This window comes from Candidatus Eisenbacteria bacterium, assembly GCA_016930695.1.
GTDB lineage: Bacteria > Orphanbacterota > Orphanbacteria > Orphanbacterales > Orphanbacteraceae > JAFGGD01.
The window spans coordinates 24424-46392 of record JAFGGD010000014.1 but is presented as its reverse complement, the minus strand read 5'-3'; the positions used below and the strand labels follow the sequence as shown (position 1 = coordinate 46392).

Sequence of the window (21969 nt, the reverse complement as noted above, 5' to 3'; positions counted from 1 at the left end):
TCGCCTTCCCCGATACTATCATGGTTCCCCGCGCCGTCTATCTTTTGATCGCTCGCGCTTCGCGGCGCGGCGCGCGGGGGGGCGGGACCGGCGTCGTCGCGGGGAATCCCTTGTCCCGGGCTTGATTCCCAAAGTACACTGGGGCGAGGGAATCATCTTTCATGAACAACGATAAACATCCCACGGACGATCGTCCGAACGGCGCGCCTCCCGAGCCGGAAGCGGGCGACACCGTCCTCTATCGCCCCCCCGATCCTTCGAGTCGATCCAGCACGGCGGCCGGTTCCTTCCCCCCGGACGCGATGTTCTTCTTCGGAAACCGCGTCGGTTCTTTTCGCGTTCTCCGCTTTCTCGGCCGCGGCGGTATGGGCGAGGTGTACGAGGCGGAGCAGGTCGACACCGGGCGCCGGGTCGCGCTCAAGGCGATGCGCGCGAATCCACGCCGTTCCCCCCTTGAAAAGAAGCGTTTCGAGAGGGAAGGACAGTTGGCTGCGGCGGTCAACCATCCGAACAGCGTCTACATCTTCGGCACGGAAGAAACGGAGGGAGCGCTCCTCATCTCGATGGAGCTGGTGCGGGGAGGCACCCTGGAAGAGCGCGTGGAGAAACGCGGACCGATGGCCCACGAGGAAGCGGTCGACGCGGTCCTTCAACTCGCCGCCGGCCTCCGCTCCGCCGGCGAGGCGGGTATTCTCCACCGGGACATCAAGCCGTCCAACTGTTTCATCGACGGGGACGGAAAGGTCAAGATCGGCGACTTCGGCCTCTCCCTTTCGGTGAGCGCGCCGGAGGAGACCAAACTGACGACCGAGGGATCCTTCATCGGCACCCCCGCTTTCGCGTCGCCGGAACAGGTGCGCGGCGGCGAGATGGACGTCCGCTCCGACATCTACTCGCTCGGCGCGACGCTGTACTACCTGCTCACCGGGCGGACCCCCTTCGAGGAGGCGAAGGGCGTGGCCCTTCTCGCGGCGATTCTGGAGCGGCCGCCGGAGCCCCCCCGGGCGGCGAGACCGAAGATACCGAAGGCGCTGAGCGATTTCGTTCTTCGCTGCCTCGCCAAGTCGCCGGAGCGGCGTTTCGCGGATTGGGACGCTTTCATCCGCTCGCTCCGCCGTTTCGCCCCTTCCGCGTCAACACCGGCGGCACCGGGAATCCGGCTCGCCGCCGGGATCGTCGACATTTTAATCGTCGATGTGTTCCTCCGGCTCATCCCCGTCCCGGGCCTCTCCTTCTACAACGCCGTCCAGGGCGCGCAGGAGCGCGCAGGGGGGCCGGCCCCGCAATTCATCCTCTACTCGATCTTCCTCTTCCTTCTTTACGGCGTTCTGCTCGAGGGGCTCACGGGAACGACGGTGGGGAAGTGGATGTGCGGCCTCCGCACGGTGGGACCGGACGGCGGGAAACCGGGTGTCCGGCGCGCGGCGGTCCGTGCGGCGGTCTTCGCCGTCCACGCGGCCGTACCGCTCCTTGGAATCCCCATCTACTCGGGTGGAGTGCGGAACTTCACCCTCGTTTCGAGTTCGCTCGACGCCCTCTCAATGGTCGTCATTCTCCTGCTCTTCATCCGGGCGCGGCGGAGCAACGGATTCGCGGGGATTCACGAGTTGCTCTCCGGAACACGCGTGGTCCATCGCACTCCCCGCCGGGAGACGGCCGCCATCGTTTCCCGAGAACCGGATGCATTCGTCTCCGCGACGCCCGAAAGGATCGGGCCCTACTCGGTCATCGGCGAGATCGGGGGGACGGAGAACGAGAGGGTTCTGCTCGGTTACGACGAGCAGCTCGATCGCCGGATCTGGATCGTTCGTGTTCCTCCGGGGACGCCCCCCGTTCCGGCGGCGCGGAGGGATATCGCGCGCCCGGGGAGACTCCGGTGGCTCACCGGACGGCGCGGGGGCGCAGGGAACTGGGACGCCTATCAGGCGCCGGACGGGTGGGCCTTTCCCGACGCCGCCCGCCGGGCCCGCCCCTGGAAAGAGACGCGGCGCTGGCTTCTCGATCTGGCGACGGAATTCGAGGAGGGGCGGAGGAGCGGAACCCTCCCGGAGAGGGTGGGAACGGATCGGGTCTGGATCGAGGCGAAGGGGAGGGCGGTTCTCCTCGATTTTCCCGCGCCGACGGCGGCCGATTTTTCCGGCGGGCCCGCGGACGAGATCGATCCCGGCGATTTCGAGCAGGTCCAGTCGTTCCTTCACCGGATCGTCTCTTCGTCGCTGCGCGGCGCCGCCGCCCCCGAAGGAGGCGACCGACGCGCGGCGCCCCTTCCCCTCACCGCCACCCGCCTGGTCGATCGGCTCGGCGCGAAATCCTGGGAGGGACCGGGGGATCTCCTGCGGGCGCTGGTCGCTTATTCGTTGGAGGGAATCGCCCTTTCGCGTTGGCGGCGGCTCGGCCACATTCTGATCCCCCTTTCGGTGATTCTGATGATGGCCGCCGGCGCCACGATCACCGGCAATCACATGGCGATGTGGGAGAAGAACCACCCGGATCACCTGTGGCTGAAAACCTACCTGAGGGCGATCGAAAGAGCGGAGCCCTCCGCTTCCCGGGAAGGAGCCGCGGGGAGGCCGGACGGACCGGAGGATCGCGCGGCGCTGGAAAGGATCCTCGCCGCCGAGTTCGGCGCCCGCTTCGGTGAGGCGGACTTCTGGGAGACCGACGCGACCTATCTCTCCGGAAACGGATACATCAACGAATCGCGACGCGCCCTCGGCGAGGAGGCGATCCGCCGGGCGGGAGATCCGACCGCCGAGGAGGTCGCCGCCGCCCGCGCACGTCTCGACCCTTTCCTGCGGGCCGAGGAGGAGCGGATCGCCTCATCGAACAACATCCTCCGGGAAACACTTCAGGCATCGATCGCCGGAATCGGTTTCACCGGACTCTTCATCGGCATCCTCGCCCTTCTCTCGAGCTTGGCGCATCCGGGCGGAGCCCTCTTCCGTCCCTTCGGCATCGCGGTGGTGGACGGTTCGGGACGGCCCGCCCGGCGCGGGCGGGGACTGCGGCGGACGATCCTCTCCTGGTCCCCCGCCTTCGTGCTCTCCCTTCTCCTGATCGCCCATCTTTGGTTTCACACCGCCCGCTCCGCCGCGGCCGCCGTGTTCTTCCCCGTGGAGATCGCCCTCGTTCTCTTCTGGGCGGGGGCGGTGATCCTGGGCACGCTCCGGCCGGAAAGGGGCGTGCAAGACATTCTGTCCGGCACCTGGCTCGTTCCGCGATAACTCGAAAATCCCGGGCGGGTTCGCATGATTCGCAGGGAAGGGCGGAGATGCGGGCGGGCCGGTCATTCCACGGCGAGGGCGACCACGGTGACGTCGTCGGCGTAGCGCTCGCCGGCGACGTGCCTCTCCACGGCTTGGAACACCGCGTCCAGGATCCCCTCCGCGGAAAGCGCGCGCACTTCCCGAAGGGCCGCTTCGAGCCGTTCCTCGCCGAAGGGGAACCCATCCGGACCGCGCGCCTCCACGAGCCCGTCGGTGTAGAAAAGGATTCTGTCCCCGCGGTTCAGGTCGCGGAGGCCCACGTCGTGCGTCGCCTCCTCCACCACGCCGGCGATCAACCCCTCCGTGTCGAGGCGATCGACCCAGTCGGTGCCGTGGCGAAGGAGCAGGGGCGGATTGTGGCCGGCGTTGGAGTAGAGGAGTCGTCTCCCCTCCGGTATATAGCGGGCGGCGAAGATGGACACGAGGCTGTTCGCGCGGTCGAGATCGCGATAGAGAAGACGGTTCGCCTTCTCCAGCATCACGCCCGGCTGGGCCGACTCGGCGGCGGCGGCGCGCAGCGTGGCGCGTAGCGCGGTCATGAGCAGCGCGGATCCCACGTTGTGCCCCGCCACATCGCCGAGAAGGATGTTGAGCGATCCGTTCCTACCGGGGACGAAATCGTAATAGTCGCCCCCCACCTTGGCGGCGGTGACGCAGCGCCCCGCCACGTTCGCCCCGTCGATGGCCGGAGGATGGGCGGGGAGGAGGGAGGCCTGGATCTCCCGGGCGATTTCCAGGTCCCGCCGGATCCGGGCGGCCGACTCGAGCTGTCCCGCCATGCGTGTGTTGCCGATGGCGATCGCGGCCTGGACGGCGATGGTGGCGACGATCTTCTGGTCGCCGGAGAGAAAATCGCCGCCGCCCTCTTTTGCGACGAGAACGATCGCCCCCCGAATCGATTCCTCTCCCTTTTCGACGGGGCGAATCAGCGGGGCCGCCAGGATCGAACGCGCGGAGGGATCGAAGCCGAGAATCGCGGCCGCGTCCGCCACGTCGGCCGGGTCGTCGATCTGAATCGCGCGGCGCTCCCGCAGGAGGCGCGCGAAAAGCCCCCCATCCGCCGGGATCCTCGTTCCGGGCCGCGCGCAGCCGCCCTCCGCCGCCGTTCGGGCGACGCTGCGGGCGGCGACGCGGAAATCGGCCCCGTCGATCAGCAGGAACCACGCTCCCCGGACCGGAAGGACCATGCCGAGCCTCTCCAGGACCTTGCGGCCGATCTTTTCCTCGTCGAAGAGAGCGCTCAGATCGCGGCCGAGCCCGTAGAGGAGGTTGATCTCCTCATAGCGCTCGTTCACCTCGCCGGCGAGGTTGTCGATGCGGAAAATCGAATCGACGGCGCTCTCCGCGAAGGCGGCGACCAGATCGGCGACCCGAGCCGCGTCCTCCCCGTCGCCGCGCCCCTCCCGCACCCGCACCAGCCCCACCGTCTCCCGGCCGATCCGAATCGGGCGTTCGCAGGCGATCGGGGGGGGGGCGCCGGGGGGAACCGCCGCCGCCGCCACGAGCCCGCCGACGGCGTCGAGAACCTCGACCGGCCCGCCGTACAGCCGGCCCGCCGCATCGACGAACTCCGCCGTCCGCGGGTCCCGAAGAGCGTCATCCACGAGATACGCGTCGATCATGGCTCCCCCGTCATGGGCGCGCGGCGCGCGCCCCCGATACGTCCTCCTCCTACGGATCGGCCCGCCGGGAGAGGGGCTTGACGGGCCTTTCGGGGGGATGGGGAGGATGGCTCTCCACCGGACATGGGGACGCGCGTTCGCGTCGTTCCCGCGCTCCCGGGCCATCCTCGCGGGGAAGATCCGCCCACGCCGGGTCCCGGGCCGGTCCATCACGCATGCAAGGACTACGGGCCATATGGTTACATGTATACAGGGGCCCGCGCCGCGCCCCCGCCCTTCCCCGCGTTGATCCCGCGACCCTTTTTCTGGTATACTGTCGACATGGGTAGGATGGCGCGCCACGTGGTTTCCGGCTCCACGGACGCCACGGTCTCCCCCGCGCCCCGAGGCGGATCATGCGGAACGGCCTCCCCCGGCCGCGCCGGTTCGTATTGCTGCTATTCTTCCTCTCCGGAGCGACCGGGCTCGTCTACGAAGTCGCCTGGACGAGGCTCTTCTCCGTCGTTTTCGGCAGCACCGCCCTGGCCGTCAGCTCCGTCCTCGCCGCCTTCATGGCCGGGCTCGCCCTCGGAAGCTGGTGGCTCGGGCGGCGTATCGATCGGGCCGGCTAGGAGTTACGCGTTTATGGGCTTCTGGAGATCGGCATCGGAATCTCCACCATTCTCCTTCTCCCCGCTCTCGCCGGGACGGAACAGCTCCTGATCGCCTTTCACCGCGCCTTCCATCCCTCCTTCTACGAGATGAGCCTTGTCCGCTTCGCCTTCGCCTTCCTCGTGTTGATCCTACCGGCCGCCTTAATGGGGGGGACCCTGCCCGTGCTGGTTCGCTACCGGGTCCGTTCGAGCGATGACGTGGGGTGGAGCATGGGCGTCCTCTACGCCATCAACACCTTCGGCGCAATGGGGGGATGCCTTCTCGCCGGGTTTCTCCTGATCGCGAGCCTGGGCGTGAGGCACACCCTCTTTCTCGCCGCCGCCGTCAATTTCGTGATCGGTTTTGCCGCCCTCGGCGCGGGCTTGCTCCGCCCGACCCGCGCCCCGGTCGCCGCGAAACCGGCCGGAGCGGAGGACGCCGTCCGGGGTCGGGAGGGCCGCCCCGCCGGCGCGCGCCTCGCCCTCGCCGCCATCGGCATCAGCGGTTTTCTCGCCCTGGCCTATGAGGTGGCCTGGACCCGCGTGCTCCTCTACGTTCTCTCCGCATCCGTTTATGCCTTTACCATCATGCTGTCGGTCTTTCTCTTCGGTCTCGCTCTGGGGAGCATGATTCTCGCGCCCCGCGTCGACCGCCTCCGCCGCGGCTTCGCCCTCTTCGGCGCGCTGGAGATCGGCATCGGCGTGGCGGCGCTTCTCTCGGTGGCGCTCCTCGCCCACTTTCCCCACGTGAGCGATCTGCTGATCCTCCTCTTCCGCGTTGCGAGCTGGGAGCGTCTTGCGATCGTGAAGTTCGTCGAGGCGGTGCTGGTGGTCTTTCTCCCCACGCTGCTCATGGGAATGACCTTTCCCCTCGTCTCCACCCTCTACGCGCGGGACATCGGCCAGATCGGCGAACGGGTCGGCCGGATCGTCGCGGTGAACACGGTCGGCGCCGTGCTCGGGTCCTTCGCCGCCGGTTTCCTGCTGATTCCGCTCCTGGGGACGCAAAGCACGGTGGTGTTTCTCGCCGCCGCCAACGGACTTCTCGGGGGCGTGCTGCTTCTCCGCTCCTTCCGTCTCTCCGGCGCGCGGGCGTTCGCGGCGGCGGCGGCCCCCGCCGCGGCGCTTCTCCTCCTCTCCCTCTCCCTTCCGGAGAACGCCTTTCTCCCCGTCTTCGGCTACAACCTGAGGGGGGGCGAAATCATCTACTGCCGGGAGGGGATCACCGGAACGGTCACGATTCACGACTCGCCCGCCAGCCGCATGCTCTCCATCAACGGCGCCGACGTGGCGGGAACCACGCGGATGCTCCGGACCACCCAGAAGCTGCAAGCCCACATCCCGCTTCTGCTCCACCCCGATCCGCGCCGGGTGATGCAGGTCGGCCTCGGCAGCGGCGAAACGGCCCACTCGATCCTGCTTCATCCCATCGAGCGACTCGACGGCGTGGACATTTCGCCGGAAGTGATCGCGGCGGGCCCCTACTTCCACCGCATCAACGAGGAAGTCTATCGCGACCCGCGCCTCCGCATCGTGATCGAGGACGCCAAAAATCACGTGCTCGCCACGGAGGAAACCTACGACCTGATCCTGAACGACTCGGTCCACCCGATGATGCGGGGGAGTTCGGACCTCTACGCGCGGGACTACTTCGCCGCCTGCCGGGGTCGGCTCGCCGATGACGGCATGATGTCTTCCTGGTTCCCCATCGGCATGCTCACCGAGGACGACATGAAGATGCTCCTCCACACATTCCAGGAAGTGTTTCCCGTAAGCACCGTTTGGGTCGGAACCAATTGTCTGACCCGGAACGCGCTTCTCCTCGGCTGGAAATGCGACGACAGCCCCCTGCGGATCGACTACGGCCGCGTGGCGAACCGCCTCGGTGAACTTCCGGAGATCCGCGAGGACCTGGAGGAGGTGGGGCTCGGCGATCCGGTCCGCCTGCTGGACGCCTTCATGCTCGACCCGGAGGCGATCCGCGCCTATACCGCGGGGGCGCGGGTGAACACCTTCGACCGGCCCTATATGGAGTTCTCGGCGCCCCGCGTGCAGGCGAGCGGAGATCGGGAGATCTGGGCGTGCAACCTGAAGGCTCTTCTGGAGCGGCGGCGCCCCCTTCTCTCGCTGCTGGAGAACCTGGGGGATTCGCCCGAGGAATGCGCGGCGGTCCGCGCCTGTGTCGAGCGCCGGCAATGCGCCTCCGCCTGCGTCCTGCGCGGCTTGGCGGCCGACCTGCTCCTGGAGAAGGACGCGGCTCGCGCCGCCTACCGGGAAGCGCTCGACATTTATCCGGACGATCCGATAGCCGGAGGGCTTTTACGGGAAGCCGCCGCGATGATCGCCACGCTGGAGGCGGCGGTGCAGGCGGGGAGCCGCGACCCCCAGGCCCTCTTCAAGCTGGCCCGTCATTACCGGGGAGACCGGCGCTACGCCGAGGCGGAGCGCCTCCTGGCGCTCCTGGTCGAACTCCGGCCGCGCCACAAGCTCGCCCAGGTGGAGCTGGCGCACGTTCGCATGCAGATGGGAGACCGCGAGGGCGCGGCGGCGGCGGCGGAGAGGGCCATTGAGCTGGATTCGCGGATCGGCGCCGCCTATGCGATCCGCGGGAGGCTGCGCGCCGAATCGGGTGATCGGGCCGGCGCGGAAAGCGACCTTCGCGAGGCGATCGAGAAAGGCGCCGACTTTCCCTGGGCGGAGTGCGCCCTCGGCGAAGTGCTTCTCGCCGAGAAGAGAAGCGAGGAGGCGGCGACACACTTCCGGCGCGCCCTCTCCGAAAACCCGGATCTGGCAGCCGCCCGGGAAGGATTGAGCCGCGCCGAAATGGAGCTCGCCTCCTCGGACGCGCGCTGAACCGCGAGAGCGATTCACGACACGTTCCGCCTACCCGTGTGCGCATGAAACCGCCGGTCGATCCCGGCTCGCATTCGTTCCCGACGCCTTGTGGGTTTTCCGGGTCCGCGTCCGCCCCCGCGGGGGCTCTATTCCCTCACGTATCCCTTTTTCCGAAGACGTTCGAGCAGGGAGACGGGGAGGCGGGCGCGGATGTGGATCGTTTCCTCTTCGTAGCGGACGTCCAGCACCTCCCCCTCGCGATGCACCCGGGCCGCCTCGGCCGAGGCGGTGGCGGGGAAGACGAGATCCACCGCCAGGCGCATGGAGGCGACCTCTCTTCGGATTTCGTCGAGGAGGCGGGCGGTCCCGGCGCCGGTTCGGGCGCTCAGGGAGAGGGCCGGACCATGTTGATCGGCGAGACGGTTCAGCGCGAGCGTGTCGGTGACGGCGTCCTCCTTGTTCAGCACGAGGATGGTCGGCTTCTCCGCCGCGCCCAGCTCTTCGAGCACACCGTGCACCGCCTCGATCTGCGCCTCCGCGTCCTCGTTCGACGCGTCCACCACGTGGATCAGGAGGTCGGCGTGGCGCACCTCCGACAGGGTGGCGCGGAAGGAGGCCACCAGGCCGTGGGGGAGCTTCCGTATGAAACCGACCGTGTCGGAGAGGACGATGCGGTAGTCCCGGTCCAGGTCGACCACGCGGCTCGTCGTGTCGAGGGTGCAGAAGAGGAAGTCCTCCGCCTCCACGTCGCTTCCGGCGAGACGGTTTAAGAGCGTCGACTTTCCCGCGTTGGTGTAGCCGACGAGGGCGACGCCGACCTCTTTGCCGGCCCGCGCCTTCCGCTGTTCGTCCCGGCAGGTGTCGAACCGTTTCAGTTCCTGCTTCAAGTGATGGATCCGCTCCCGAACGCGGCGGCGATCCACCTCGAGCTGGGTCTCCCCCGGCCCGCGCGTCCCGATGCCTCCGCCGAGCCGGGAGAGGTGCGCCCACAGCCGCCGGAGGCGCGGCATCGCGTACTCGAGCTGGGCCAGCTCCACCTGCAGCTTGGCCATGTCGGTGCGGGCGTGAATCGAGAAGATGTGGAGGATCAGCTCGCTCCGGTCGATCACTTTCACCCGGAGTTCCTTCTCCAGGTTTCGGGCCTGCGCGGGGGAGAGGTCGTTGTCGAAGAGGACGAGGCGGGCTTTCCGCTCCTCGACGAACCGGGTCAGCTCCTCCAGCTTTCCCTTGCCGATATAGGTGGCCCCCTCTACCCGCGTGCGGCGCTGGGTGAAGCGCCCCACCACCTCGGCGCCGGCGGTGCGGGCCAGCTCGGCGAGTTCGTCCAGAGAGCGGGTGACGGCCGCCGCCGTGTCGGCGGGGAGGCCCACGCCGACGAGCACCGCCGTCTCCGGCGCGGGCTCGGTGCTCCCGCCGGCGGCGATGTCCGTCTCGTCACGAAAAACGGTTTCGTGGATGAATCGTTTCGACCCGCGTTTTTCCGTCAATCCCCTCCGCCTTCGTCGCCGTCCGGTTCGGAGCCGACCTCCAGCTCCTCCGTGTCATCGGTGACGACTCGGGTCATGCCCACCACCGTGTCTCCCTCGTCGAGGTTGATGAGGTGCACGCCCTGGGTGTTCCGACCCATCAGGGAGATTCCGCCGACGGCCATGCGGATGATGATCCCCTTGCGGCTCATGATCATCAGTTCGTCCGAGTCGATGACTTCGCGGATCGCCACGAGCCGTCCGTTCCGGTCGTTCGCGCGCACGGTGATGATCCCCTTGCCGCCGCGACGGGTGATCCGGTACTCGTCGATCGTGGTCCGCTTTCCATAGCCGTTCTCGGTGACCATCAGGAGGGAGCCGTTCCTCTCGAGGGTGACCATGCCGACCACCTCGTCGCCGGGATCGCAGATCACGCCCCGCACGCCCCGGGCGGTTCGGCCCATGGGCCGCACTTCCCCCTCGTGGAAGCGGATCGCCTTGCCGAGCGCCTTGGAGAGCACGATCTCCCGGGTCCCGTCGGTCAGCTTCGCCTCGATCAGGCTGTCCCCCTCGTCGAGGAGGATCGCGTGGATCCCGACGCGGCGCGGATTGCTGTACGCGGTGAGCGGGGTCTTCTTCACCGTCCCCTTGCGCGTGGCGAGGAGCAGGAAAAGGTCGTCCCGGAACTCGCGCACCGGCACGGTGGCGGTGATTTTCTCGTTCTCCCGGAGGCGGATCAGGTTCACGATCGCCTTGCCGCGCGCCGTGCGTCCCGCCTGCGGAATCTGATGCGCCTTGAGCCAGTAGCAACGCCCCTGGTCGGTGAAGAAGAGCACGTAGGAGTGCGTGGAGGCGATGAAGAGATTCTCCACGAAATCCTCGTCCCTCAGCACCGTGCCGGTGATGCCGCGACCGCCGCGCCTCTGTTTCCGGTAGGTGTCGACGCGCAGGCGCTTGATGTAGCCGTTGTGGGAGATGGTGACCACCATGTCCTCGTCGGCGATCAGGTCCTCCAGGTCGAAGGAGACCACCGCGTCGATGATGTCGGTGCGGCGGTCGTCGCCGAAACGCTCGATCATGTAGCGAATCTCGTCCTTCAGGATCTCCCGAACCCGCGCCTCGCTCCGGAGGATGCTCTCCAGGTCCTCGATCGTCTGGATCAGGCCGAGGTACTCCTCCTCCAGTTTCTTCCGCTCCAGCCCGGTAAGCCGCTGGAGCCGCATGTCGAGGATCGCCTGGGCCTGCTTCTCGGAGAGCCCGAAGCGCTCCATCAACCCCTGCTTCGCTTCGGCCGGATCGGCGGAGGAGCGGATCAGGTCGATGATGGCGTCGATGTTGTCGAGAGCGATGCGGAGCCCTTCGAGGATGTGGGCCCGCGCCTTGGCCTTCTCCAGGTCGAAGCGGGTGCGACGGTCCACGACCTCCCGCCTGTGGCGGAGGTACTCGGTGAGGAGCTGTTTCAGCGTCATCACCCGGGGGCCGCCGTCCACCAGCGCCAGCAGCGACACGCCGAAGGTGTCCTGCAGCTGGCTCCTCTGGAAGAGTTGGTTCAGGATGACCTGGGTGGGCGCGTCCTTCTTCAGCTCGATGACGATCCGCATTCCCTTCCGGTCCGACTCGTCCCGGATGTCGGCGATCCCCTCCACGTCCCCGTCCCGCACCAGGCCGGCGATCTTCTCGATCAGCGCGGTTTTGTTTACCTGATAAGGGATCTCTTGGACCACGATCCTTTCGCGCCCGCCCTTCATCTCCTCCATCACCGTGCGGGCGCGCACCGTCAGCCGGCCGTGGCCGGTCAGGTAGGCGTCGCGGATCCCCTGGGTGCCGTGGATCACGCCACCGGTGGGGAAGTCGGGGCCCCGTACGTAGTCGAGCATCGCCACGTCGGGGAGCTCCGGATCATCGATGAGGGCGATCAGCGCCTCGCCCACCTCCCGGATGTTGTGGGGGGGTATGTTGGTCGCCATGCCGACGGCGATGCCGGAGCAGCCGTTCACCACCAGGTTCGGGAACTTGCCCGGGAGAACGCGGGGCTCGTCCTTGGTCTCGTCGTAGTTGCTGATGAAGTCGACCGTGTCCTTGTCCAGGTCCTCCAGCAGCTCCATCGCGGGTGCGGCCATGCGCGCTTCGGTGTAGCGCATCGCCGCCGGCGGGTCGCCGTCGATGGACCCGAAGTTTCCCTGGCCGTCCACGAGCGGATAGCGGAGGTTGAAGCCCTGCGCCATGCGGACCAGCGTGGGATAGATCACCTGCTCGCCGTGGGGGTGGTAGTTCCCGGAGGTGTCGCCGGCGATCTTGGCGCACTTCCTGTGCTGCGCCCCCGGCGCGAGATTGAGGTCGTTCATGGCGACCAGGATGCGCCGCTGCGAAGGTTTCAGGCCGTCCCTCACGTCCGGCAGGGCGCGCTGAATAATCACGCTCATCGCGTAGGTGAGGTAGGACTCCTTCATCTCCTTTTCGAGAAAAACCGGGAGTATCGTCTCTTCCGCCATCGTTCGTCGTCCTCGGGTCGTCGCCGAGCGGACGCTCCTTTAGATGTCCAAGTTCTCCACCGACGCCGCGTGCTCGCGGATGAAGTCGCGCCGCGGAGCCACCTCCTCGCCCATGAGAACCGAGAAGATGTGATCCGCCTCGGCGGCGTCCTCCAGTTCCACCCGGAGCAGGGTTCTCTTCTCCGGGTCCATGGTGGTGGTCCAAAGCTGCTCGGGATTCATCTCGCCGAGACCCTTGTAGCGCTGGATCGTCACCCCTTTTCGGCTCTCCAGGCCGCTCAGAACGCGCTCGCGCTCCTCTTCGTTGTAGGCGTACCAGAACTGCTTCCCCTTTTTGATCCGGTAGAGCGGGGGCTGGGCGATGTAGACGTGCCCATCCTCGATCAGGCGGCGCATGTGCCGGAAAAAGAAGGTGAGGAGAAGCGTGCGGATGTGGGCGCCGTCCACGTCCGCGTCGGTCATGATGATGACCTTGCCGTAACGGACCTTGGAGGCGTCGAACTCTTCCTCGCCCACCCCCGTGCCGAGGGCGGTGATGATCGTCCGGATCTCCTCGTTGGAGAGGATCCGGTCGAGCCGCGCCTTCTCCACGTTCAGGATCTTCCCCTTGATCGGGAGGATGGCCTGGAAGTTCCGTTCCCGGCCCTGCTTGGCGGAACCGCCCGCCGACTCTCCCTCGACGATGTAGATTTCGCAGCGCTCCGGCTCGCGGTAGGTGCAGTCCGCCAGCTTGCCCGGAAGGTTGCCGCTCTCGAGGGCGCTTTTTCGGCGGGTCAGCTCGCGCGCCTTTCGCGCCGCCTCGCGGGCGCGGGAGGCGGAGATCGATTTCTCCAGGATGCGGCGCGCCACCGCCGGGTTCATCTCCAGGAACTCGCCGAGCCACTCGCCGATGACCGACTCGACGATCCCCCGGACCTCGCTGTTTCCCAGCTTGGTTTTGGTCTGGCCCTCGAACTGCGGGTCCATGAGCTTGACGTTCACCACCGCCGTGAGCCCCTCCCGCACGTCCTCGCCGCTCAGGGTGGCGTTGTTCTTGAACATGCCCGCCTTCTGGGCGTAGGCGTTCAGCGTCCGGGTGAGCGCCGTCTTGAACCCCGAGAGATGCGTCCCCCCCTCGATGGTGTTGATCGAGTTCGCGTAGGAGAAGATGTTCTCCCGGTAGGTGTTGTTGTACTGGAGGGCGATCTCCACCGTGGTTTCGTCGCGGGTTTTACATGTGTAAAGCGGTTCGTGGATGCATTCCTTGGCGCGGTTCAGGAGCTGCACGTAGGCGACGAGCCCGCCCTCGAAGTGATAGACGTTCTCGTGCTTCTCGTCCCGCTCGTCGACGATCCGGATCTTCAGCCCCTTGTTCAGGAAGGCCAGCTCCCGCATCCTCTGGGCGAGCGTCTCGTAATGGAAGGCCGTGTCGGCGAAGATCTGCGGGTCCGGCTTAAAGGTGGACCGGGTGCCGCCGTGGTCCGTTTCGCCGACAACCCGAAGGGGGCTCACCGGGAGGCCCCGCTCGTACCGCTGGCTCCAGACTTTACCCTCGCGGCGGATCTCCAGCTCGAACCACTCCGAAAGGGCGTTCACCACCGATACGCCCACGCCGTGAAGCCCGCCGGAGACCTTGTAGCTCCGGGTGTCGAACTTGCCCCCGGCGTGAAGCATGGTCATCACCACCTCGGCGGCGGGACGATTCTCCTGGGGGTGCATGTCCACGGGAATGCCGCGGCCGTCGTCCTCGACGGTTACGGTGCCGTCGGCGTGTATCGCCACGTCCACGTTGGAGCAGAAACCGGCGAGCGCCTCGTCCACCGAGTTGTCCACCACTTCGTAAACGAGATGGTGGAGCCCCCGCACGCTGGTGCTTCCGATGTACATGGCCGGGCGCTTCCGGACCGCCTCCAATCCCTTTAGTACGGTGATCTTGTCGGCGCCGTATGCTTTTCCGGCTTCGATTTTTTTCTTATCGGTTTCTTCCGTCATCTTTCGTTCTTCCCGTCCCCGTTTCGCCTCCGCGCTCCCCCTCCCCCATGGCGAGGAAGACGATTCGATCCAGCGCGTCTCCGTCTCCGCCGGCGCGCCGGTTCAACTTCACCAGGATCTCCTCCCGCAGGAAAGAGAGTTCCTGGATCCAGGCGGAGCCGTCCACTTCCACGAAAAGCGTCTTGCCGCGCATCTCCAGCGGGCGGGCCCGCCCGGCGATGCGCCGGCCCACCACCTCTTCCCATCCGAGCAGGGCGGAGTGGCGCCTCACTCCCTCCTCGAGGCCCCGGCTCCGAAGGAGGGTCTTGAGCACGTCGCCGGCGGTGAGCCACTTATTCTTCACGAACCAACCTTCCCCCCTCCCGGATCGAAAACCATTCCGCGTCCGGGAAGTACCGTTCCAGGCCGCCCCGATCGGTGCCGGTGGCGAAGACCTGCCCCTCCCCGCGGAGACGCTCGGCCAGCGCGAGGGAGCGCGACCGATCCAGTTCGGTGAAGACATCGTCCAGGAGGAGCAGCGGTTTCTCCCCGGTCCTCTCCTCCATGTAGCGCGCCGCACCGATCTTCAGCGCCAGCACCGCCGTGCGGTTCTGCCCGCGGGAGCCGTAGCTCCGGATCGGGCGCCGGTCGAGGAGAACCTCCAGGTCGTCCCTGTGGGGACCGACGCCGGTGCGCCCGGTCCGTCGGTCCACCTCCCGGCCGGCGCGCAACCGCTCCAAAAGAGCCTCCTCGTCGACCGCTCCCTCCCCGCTCCCCGGAACCAGCGCCATCTCGAGCCGCTCGCCGCCGCCCAGGTCGGCGTAGGTCCTCTCCGCCGCCGGAGACAAACGATCCACCGCCTCGCGCCGCGCCCGGTCCAGGGGGACCGCGGAGCGGGCGAGCTGCCGGTCCCAGGAATCGATCTGCGCCTCCAGGCCGGGGCCGCGCCCCTCCCGAAGGAGGCGGCCCCTCTGCCGATGCGCCCGGTTGTACTCCTGCAACGCCCTCAGGTAGACCGGATCGACGGAGCAGAGCGTCAGGTCCAGATACTGTCTTCTCCTGTCCGGCCCGCCACGCGTGATCTCCACGTCCTCGGGAGAGACGAAAACCACGCCGAACAAGCCGACCAGAGAGGCGAGGCGGTCCACGTCCTTGCGGTCCACCCGCCCCCGCTTGCGCCCACCCTCCTCATAGGCGAGGGCGATTTCGGTCCGCTCCCCGCCGGAGCGGCGGAAGACCCCGCCCACGACGTACCCGCGCGCGCCGAACCGGACCATCTCGGCGTCCTTGCGCGTGCGGTGGGATCGGGTTGTGCCGAGAAGAAAGACGGCCTCGAGGAGGTTGGTTTTCCCCATGCCGTTCGGTCCCCACACGGCTGCCGTTCGGCCGGCGAAATCGACCTCGAGATCACCGAAGTTTCGGAAGTCGGACAGTCGTAGGGTCTCGAGGGTCACCTCCCGCTCTCGCGCCGGCGCTACTCGGCCAAACGGAGCGGCATGAGCAGGCAGAAGTAATGTTCATCCTCCTGCTGTTCCTCCGGCTCCATCAGCGCGGCCTTGATCGGCGTGTCGAGACGGAAACGGACCCTGGCGCCGTCGATGTTTTTCAGGATATCCGTCATATAGGCCGCGTTGTAGCCGATCTCCATTTCGTCTTCGGCGTACTCCGCGACCACCTGATCGATCGCTTCGCCCAGGTCCGGCGTGTTCGACCGCAGGATCATGCTGTTCTTTTTAAGAGAAACCTGCACCTGGTGAGTCAGCGTGTCGGAGAGAATGGCCACGCGCCGGCATGCGACCATCGCCTCTTCCCGGTCCACCAGGAGCGACTTGGTGTTGTTCTTCGGAATGACCTGCTCGTAACGGGGAAAAGGACCCTCGAGCAGGCGGGAGTACACCACCGTCCCGGCGAAGGAGAAGACCAGGTAGTTGTTGTCTACCGTGATATCCACTTCCTCTTCGGAATCGGCGAAGAGATGCGCCATCTGTCCGAGCGCCTTCGGCGAGACGAGAAATTCCTTCTTCCCCTTGACCGGGAAAGTCCCCCTCTTCTCAATCTTCGCCAACCGGTATCCGTCCGTGGCGACCATCTCCATGCGCTCCGGCTCGACGCGCCAAAAGATCCCATTCAGCGCCGGCCGCGTCTCGTCCTTGGAAACCGCGAAGGAGGTTTTGGCGATCATGCGGCGCAGCACACCGGCGGGAAGGAGTATTTTCTCCTTCGACTGAATCGGCGGGATTTTGGGAAACTCGTCTTCGGCAATCCCCATGATCCCGTATCGCGTCTCGCCGCATTGAATGTGAATCCGCGTCTCCCCCTCGAGAGTGAAGTGAATCGGCTTGTTCGGCAGAAGACGCACGATCTCGCCTAAACGGCGGGCGGGAACCGTGATGATTCCCTCGGAAACGACTTCTCCGGTCACGCTCGTGGAAATGGAGGTGTCGAGGTCCGTGGACACCACCATGATCGCATCCTTCTTCACGTCCAGGAGAAGGTTGGAAAGGACCGGAAGAGTCGTTTTGGGCGGAACGATGTGAAGGACCAGGTCCAGGGTCCGCGCCAGCTCCGCCTTGTCCGTGACGAATTCCATCAACTGTCCTCCTTCGCAAGGGGGAACGACCCTTTCGAAGCCGCTCCACCCCAATCTCGTGCAGTATAGGAGATCACCCCGGGCCGGGCAAGCAAAAACATGAAAGTCAATTCTTTCTATTCCAACCGTTTACGGCGACGCGAACGAACGCGCCCGCGAAGGGAGTCTTGTTCTCCCCGGTCCTATATTCTCTTGTTTTTTAAAGAGTTGTAGGAGTAGTAGGGCCGGGGGATATGTGGAGAAAGAGGAAGAATGGTTTCCTCGCGGCCTCTCGATGCCCCTGACGAGGGGGAAAAGCCCACAGGGGTTGTGGATGAAAGGGTGGAAGGAGGATGTTTTTCCACCGGGGGAGTCCGTGGGGGACAGTGGTCCACAGAGGGAGGTTCTTTCTCCACCGGTTTCCCGCGGTTTGTCCACGCCGGGGGTGGACGAAAAGAAAAAAGCCCGCGGGCGAGTAGAGCGCCGGCGGGCGATACGGTTCCCCGATCGGTTCAAGAGGTGACCTGATCGACGAGGCGGTCGATGCGCGCCCGGAATTCGTCGTCCGCTTTCATCATCGCCTCCACCTTCTGAAATCCGTGCAGCACGGTCGTGTGGTCCCTCCCGCCGAAGCGCGTGCCGATCTGCTTGAGCGATAGACCGGCCAGTTCGCGGGCGAGGTACATCGCCACCTGGCGGGCGAGGGCGATATCGGCGGTGCGGCGCTTGGAGACCATCGCGTCGTCGGGCACGTGAAACTCCTTCGCGACCGCCTTCTGGATCAACGGAACCGTGGCGTTCCTCCCGCGCCGGGAGAGAAAATCCTTCAAAACGTCGCGGGCCATGTCGATGGTGATGTCCTGCCCCGTGAGAGAGGAAAAGGCGAGGAGGCGCACCAGGGAGCCTTCGATCTCGCGAATGTTGGAGCGGATCGAGTTGGCGATGAAGAGGAGCACTTCGTCGGGGATGGAGAGATTTTCCATCTCCGCCTTCTTGCGCAGAATGGCGATGCGCGTCTCCAGGTCCGGCGATTGAATGTCCGCCACGAGACCCCATTCGAAGCGGGAAACGAGCCGCTCCTCGAGGTTGGTGATCTCCTTCGGCGGCCGGTCGCTGGTGAGAACGATCTGCTTGCGCGCGTTGAAGAGCGCGTTGAACGTGTGAAAGAACTCCTCCTGGGTGCTCTCCTTGCCGGCGAGGAACTGGACGTCGTCCAGGAGCAGGAGATCCATGTTGCGGTAGCGCTCCTTGAAGCGAAGGGTGGATCCCGTCTGAATCGACTGGATCATTTCGTTCATGAAGCTCTCCGCGGAAACATAGTGAACGCTCGATCCGTTCTGTTTCTCCATCACGCGGTGACCGATGGCTTGGATGATATGGGTCTTGCCGAGCCCCACGCCCCCGTAGACGAAAAGCGGGTTGTAGGCATGGCCCGGATTCTCCGCCACGGCCTGCGCCGCCGCGTGGGCGAAGGCGTTGCTCCTTCCGACCACGAAGGTGTCGAAGGAGAACCGCTCGCTCAGCTGGCAGCCGCTCCACTGTGACGGCGCCGGCCGGGGAGCCTGGGGGGGCGGTTGTGTTTGTGGCTGCGGCGGGGGCGGGGCGGGGCGCCGCACCGGTTCGTCGGAGACGGCGAAATCCACGTCGGGCGGGGAGGCCCCGATCGCCCGGGCGAGCGATTCGCGGATCAGAGGAAGGTGATTGTCCTTGAGCCAATCCGCGAAGAACTGATTCGGCACAAGGATCCGCACCCCTTCCGCCGAGAAGGCGACGCACCGGGTGGGGAGGAACCAGGCCTCGAAGGTCTGTTTGTTGACCGACTCTTTGAGGAACTTCAGCGCGCGCGACCAGACTTCGGAGGGAGACATGGGGGCTTCTCCTCTAGTTATCCACTGTTATCCACAGAGAACTCCACCATCGGAGGTGGAAAACCGGGGGAAAACCGACCCGATTCCGGTGTAGAGACAAAAAATCCCCCGAAGATCCACATGTGTGGACAACACAACCAAGTCGTTAATTTCCATTTGGTTAGGGCCGAACTGCCCCGGGTTTTCGTCGGACTACCCCCAAAAAAGGGGACAAATCGCCGGTCGCATCATCCTAAGAAGCAGAAATCCGAACTTGACCAGGCAGAAACGATCCACACCTTCAGCGGGAGATCACCGAGGATCTCCGGAAGCGGGAGGATACTAGCACGCGCGCGAAGGGGGGCGCAAGAAATTTTTGGTTCGTCCCCAAACGCACACCCCTATCTGTCTAGAACAGAACAAGATGGGGTGGGGGTGGGGTGTGGATATTTTTTCCACAGGGGTCGTGCGCCCCAATACGGCCCCGCTTCTTCCGGATTTCCGCTTGACACAACTTGCGCACCCCCATAGACTTTCTCGGCAAAGCCCGTGGAGGGTAAGCCCGGCCGAGGAGCGGTCACGGGCAGGCCCCTCCCCCCCAAGCCAGGAGAGAAGAAGTTGAAGCGTACGTTTCAGCCAAGCAACCTGAAGAAGAAGAGGAACCACGGGTTCCGCGCGCGGATGAAGACCCGCGGCGGGCGCGCGGTGCTGGCCCGGCGTCGGGCCAAAGGGAGAAAACGACTCGCACCGTAAGGTTCCGCTCTTGTATGAGCAGGGGAAACGCCAGAAGCTTCGCAAACCGGAACGAATCAGAAAAAAACGCGACTTCACCCGTATCTTCCAAGACCCGAAAATCGCCAGAGGGGAAAATTTCAGGGTCTACTATTTGGAACGGGACGATCTTCCCTCTCTCTATCCGGTGCGCGGCGCCTTCGTGGCGGGAAAAAAAGTCGGCAATTCGGTTACGCGAAACCGCATCAAGCGTCTGCTCCGAGAGGCGTTTCGTAAGGTCAAAGGCGATCTGAAAGCGCGGGCGGGTCTCGACCTGGTCTTCGTCGCGAACCGGGACTTCGCCGGAAGCGGCTCCCGGGAGATTGAAGAAGAGATGCGAGGCGTCTTGGCCCGGGCGGGATTTCTTCCGACCGATACCGAAAGCCGGGGAGACGGCGCGTGCGATCGCCCTTGATCCTTTTGATTCGTCTCTACCGATGTGGGGTTGCGCCGTACCTCGCCCCTTCCTGCCGGTATGATCCCTCCTGCTCGGCCTATGCCCTGGAAGCCGTCGGGCGCTACGGCGCACTGCGGGGTGGATGGATGGCGCTCCGGCGCGTCCTCCGCTGTCACCCGTTTCACGCGGGGGGCGAAGACCCGGTGCCTTAGCCCGGACAACGCACGAAGTTCCGTGCCGGCGCCGGCGGGTCCGCCGCCGGGGCGACCCAGGAAAACGAACGGCGCGGCCGCCGCGCGGGATGGATCATGGACCGACGCGCACTGATCGCCATCGCCCTCTCGACCCTCTTGATTTTGACCTACCAGATATTTTTCGCCCCGCGGCCGGACGATGTCGCTCCCGGCGAGACGCCGGCCGCCCTCGTCGAGGGAGGCGCGGCGACGGAGCGGGCGACGCCCGGGGACGCCACCGCCCGAGAGACGGGCGCGCCGCCGCCGGAGACGGGGGCGGAGATGCGCGCCGAGAGGGGCCCGGACGAGTCGGCGGCCCTCTTCGATGTGGACGCCGAGGAGCCGGAGGGGCGGATCATCCCGGTCCGCACGCCTCTCTACGAGATGGAGATCGACACCCGCGGCGGCCTGATCCGCTCGATCCGCCTCGCCGAGTTCGACCTGCCGAACGATGGAGGGCCGGTGGAGCTGATCGACCCGGAGGGGCCGGCGGGGCTCGGGCTGGTGATCGCGACACGGGACGGGGAGGTCGACGTCCGGGGGAGGAACTTCAACGCCGACCGGGACGCGATCGAGGTCGGACCGGAGGGGGAGAAAACGCTCACCCTGGAGCGCGTTCTCCCGGACGGGATCCGCGTCCGCCGCACCTTCCGCTTTCACGGCGACACCTACCGCATCGACCTGGAGCAGATCATCGACCGGGATCCCGCCGCGCCGGAGGTCTTTTCCTACCGCCTGCTCTGGGAGCCGGGCATCGCCTTCACCGAAGGGGTTCCGGACGAGGAGAAGAGGGACATGGCCGCCTTCACCGCCATCGGCGAGAAGGTGGTGAAGGACGTGGCCGGCAAGGTGGACCCCGAGGAGGGGAAGGAGCGGACCGGTGTGCGCTGGGCGGCGGTGCGGAACAAGTACTTCACCGTCGCGATCATCCCGTCCGAGGGGGAGACGGCGGACGTGCGGCTGCGCCGCATCGGAGCGGAGGACCGCGTCTCCCTGGACATGAAGTTCGCGATCCGCGAAACGGGCCCGGCGCGGGCCGACTTCGGGTTCTGGGCGGGGCCGCTCGACATGGACCGCCTGAAGGCGCAGGCGCCCGGCTTCGAAAACATGGTCGACATGGGATGGAGCTTGATCCGTCCCATCTCGCGCCTCACCCTCGCCTTCGTGCTCTTCCTGCACCGTTACATTCCCAACTACGGGTTGGTGATCTTCGTCATCTCCCTGCTCACCAAGCTGGTCTTCTACCGGCTCACCAACAAGAGCCTGAAGTCGATGAAGGACATGCAGAGGATCCAGGGGCAGGTGAGCGCCCTCCGGGAGAAGTACAAGAACGACGCGCAGAGGGTGCAGAAAGAGACGATGGCGCTCTACAAGAAGGAGGGCGTGAACCCGATGGGGGGATGTCTCCCCATGATGCTCCAGATGCCGGTGTTCATCGCCCTCTACTCGGTCCTGCGGAGCACCATCGAACTCCGGCAGGCGCCTTTCGTTTGGTGGATCAATGATCTGTCCCGGCCGGACGTGCTCGCCACGCTCCCCGTTTCGCTTCCTTTCCTGGGAACGACGCTGAGCCTCCTGCCCCTCCTGATGGGCGTCTCCATGTACGTGCAACAGAAGATGACTACCGCGGACCCGCGCCAGAAGGCGATGGTCTACATGATGCCCATCCTCTTCACCTTCTTCTTCTACCGGCTCCCCTCCGGCCTGGTGTTCTACTGGCTGGTCAACAACGTGCTCTCCATCGGCCAGCAGTGGTTCGTCCACCGGAGCATCGAGCCGGCGCCGGCGCCCGCGGAGGGGAACGGCGAGGACGCAGGAAACGGGAAAGCCGCGCAAAACAAGACCAAGACCAAGAGCAAGGCGCGAGGAGGCCGCCCATAGCCTGGATT

15 protein-coding genes are annotated in these 21969 nt (G+C 66.0%); 7 read left to right on the top strand and 8 right to left on the bottom strand.

The window, feature by feature from the left end; genetic code table 11:
* The first annotated feature begins 161 nt into the window (after positions 1–161).
* The gene (locus JW958_02450; protein MBN1825098.1) at positions 162–3224 is read left to right on the top strand and encodes a protein kinase; all 3063 of its coding nucleotides are present in this window, start codon (positions 162–164) and stop codon (positions 3222–3224) included.
* A gap of 62 nt (positions 3225–3286) precedes the next feature.
* On the opposite strand, the gene JW958_02445 is transcribed toward JW958_02450, so the two are convergent.
* Positions 3287–4888, bottom strand: coding sequence for a SpoIIE family protein phosphatase (locus tag JW958_02445; GenBank protein MBN1825097.1), 1602 nt, complete (start codon positions 4886–4888; stop codon positions 3287–3289).
* A 395-nt stretch (positions 4889–5283) separates the two neighbouring features.
* Between JW958_02445 and JW958_02440 the strand changes: the two genes are divergently transcribed.
* Both JW958_02440 and JW958_02435 read left to right on the top strand, forming a co-directional pair.
* Positions 5284–5499, top strand: coding sequence for a hypothetical protein (locus JW958_02440; protein MBN1825096.1), 216 nt, complete (start codon positions 5284–5286; stop codon positions 5497–5499).
* 204 nt (positions 5500–5703) lie between these two features.
* Positions 5704–8373: a fused MFS/spermidine synthase gene (locus JW958_02435; protein MBN1825095.1), complete on the top strand. Its 2670-nt coding sequence runs from the start codon at positions 5704–5706 to the stop codon at positions 8371–8373.
* Positions 8374–8501: 128 nt separating this feature from the next.
* Here JW958_02435 and hflX read toward each other — a convergent pair whose 3' ends face one another.
* From hflX to dnaA, 7 genes are all read right to left on the bottom strand, one after another.
* Positions 8502–9779: a GTPase HflX gene (gene hflX, locus JW958_02430; GenBank protein ID MBN1825094.1), complete on the bottom strand. Its 1278-nt coding sequence runs from the start codon at positions 9777–9779 to the stop codon at positions 8502–8504.
* Between the two features lie 59 nt (positions 9780–9838).
* Positions 9839–12313: a DNA gyrase subunit A gene (gene gyrA, locus JW958_02425; protein MBN1825093.1), complete on the bottom strand. Its 2475-nt coding sequence runs from the start codon at positions 12311–12313 to the stop codon at positions 9839–9841.
* Positions 12314–12352: 39 nt separating this feature from the next.
* Positions 12353–14284: a DNA topoisomerase (ATP-hydrolyzing) subunit B gene (gyrB, locus tag JW958_02420; GenBank protein ID MBN1825092.1), complete on the bottom strand. Its 1932-nt coding sequence runs from the start codon at positions 14282–14284 to the stop codon at positions 12353–12355.
* Complete coding sequence (locus JW958_02415; protein ID MBN1825091.1) at positions 14265–14627, bottom strand: DUF721 domain-containing protein; 363 nt, start codon at positions 14625–14627, stop codon at positions 14265–14267. Before JW958_02415 ends, gyrB begins: the two co-directional genes overlap by 20 nt.
* Complete coding sequence (locus JW958_02410) at positions 14617–15717, bottom strand: DNA replication/repair protein RecF (GenBank protein MBN1825090.1); 1101 nt, start codon at positions 15715–15717, stop codon at positions 14617–14619. Before JW958_02410 ends, JW958_02415 begins: the two co-directional genes overlap by 11 nt.
* Before the next feature lie 20 nt (positions 15718–15737).
* A complete protein-coding gene (gene dnaN / locus JW958_02405) occupies positions 15738–16853 on the bottom strand; it encodes a DNA polymerase III subunit beta (GenBank protein ID MBN1825089.1) in 1116 nt (371 codons plus the stop codon).
* Between the two features lie 491 nt (positions 16854–17344).
* Positions 17345–18700 (bottom strand): chromosomal replication initiator protein DnaA, encoded by a 1356-nt coding sequence (gene dnaA, locus JW958_02400; GenBank protein MBN1825088.1) that lies wholly within the window; start codon positions 18698–18700, stop codon positions 17345–17347.
* 597 nt (positions 18701–19297) lie between these two features.
* Here dnaA and rpmH point away from each other — a divergent pair.
* From rpmH to yidC, 4 genes are all read left to right on the top strand, one after another.
* The gene (gene rpmH / locus JW958_02395) at positions 19298–19432 is read left to right on the top strand and encodes a 50S ribosomal protein L34 (GenBank protein ID MBN1825087.1); all 135 of its coding nucleotides are present in this window, start codon (positions 19298–19300) and stop codon (positions 19430–19432) included.
* 10 nt (positions 19433–19442) lie between these two features.
* Positions 19443–19865, top strand: coding sequence for a ribonuclease P protein component (rnpA, locus tag JW958_02390; GenBank protein MBN1825086.1), 423 nt, complete (start codon positions 19443–19445; stop codon positions 19863–19865).
* Complete coding sequence (gene yidD, locus JW958_02385) at positions 19850–20059, top strand: membrane protein insertion efficiency factor YidD (GenBank protein MBN1825085.1); 210 nt, start codon at positions 19850–19852, stop codon at positions 20057–20059. Before rnpA ends, yidD begins: the two co-directional genes overlap by 16 nt.
* 96 nt (positions 20060–20155) lie before the next feature.
* On the top strand, positions 20156–21961 hold the full coding sequence (yidC, locus tag JW958_02380; GenBank protein MBN1825084.1) for a membrane protein insertase YidC: 1806 nt from the start codon (positions 20156–20158) through the stop codon (positions 21959–21961).
* Positions 21962–21969 lie beyond the last annotated feature (8 nt).

Coding starts and splice junctions, on each gene's coding strand:
- dnaN (MBN1825089.1), bottom strand. CDS start 16,853: ATGGAATTCGTCACGGACAAGGCGGAGCTGGCGCGGACCCTGGACCTG.
- gyrA (MBN1825093.1), bottom strand. CDS start 12,313: ATGGCGGAAGAGACGATACTCCCGGTTTTTCTCGAAAAGGAGATGAAG.
- JW958_02440 (MBN1825096.1), top strand. CDS start 5,284: ATGCGGAACGGCCTCCCCCGGCCGCGCCGGTTCGTATTGCTGCTATTC.
- dnaA (MBN1825088.1), bottom strand. CDS start 18,700: ATGTCTCCCTCCGAAGTCTGGTCGCGCGCGCTGAAGTTCCTCAAAGAG.
- JW958_02450 (MBN1825098.1), top strand. CDS start 162: ATGAACAACGATAAACATCCCACGGACGATCGTCCGAACGGCGCGCCT.
- yidC (MBN1825084.1), top strand. CDS start 20,156: ATGGACCGACGCGCACTGATCGCCATCGCCCTCTCGACCCTCTTGATT.
- JW958_02445 (MBN1825097.1), bottom strand. CDS start 4,888: ATGATCGACGCGTATCTCGTGGATGACGCTCTTCGGGACCCGCGGACG.
- gyrB (MBN1825092.1), bottom strand. CDS start 14,284: ATGACGGAAGAAACCGATAAGAAAAAAATCGAAGCCGGAAAAGCATAC.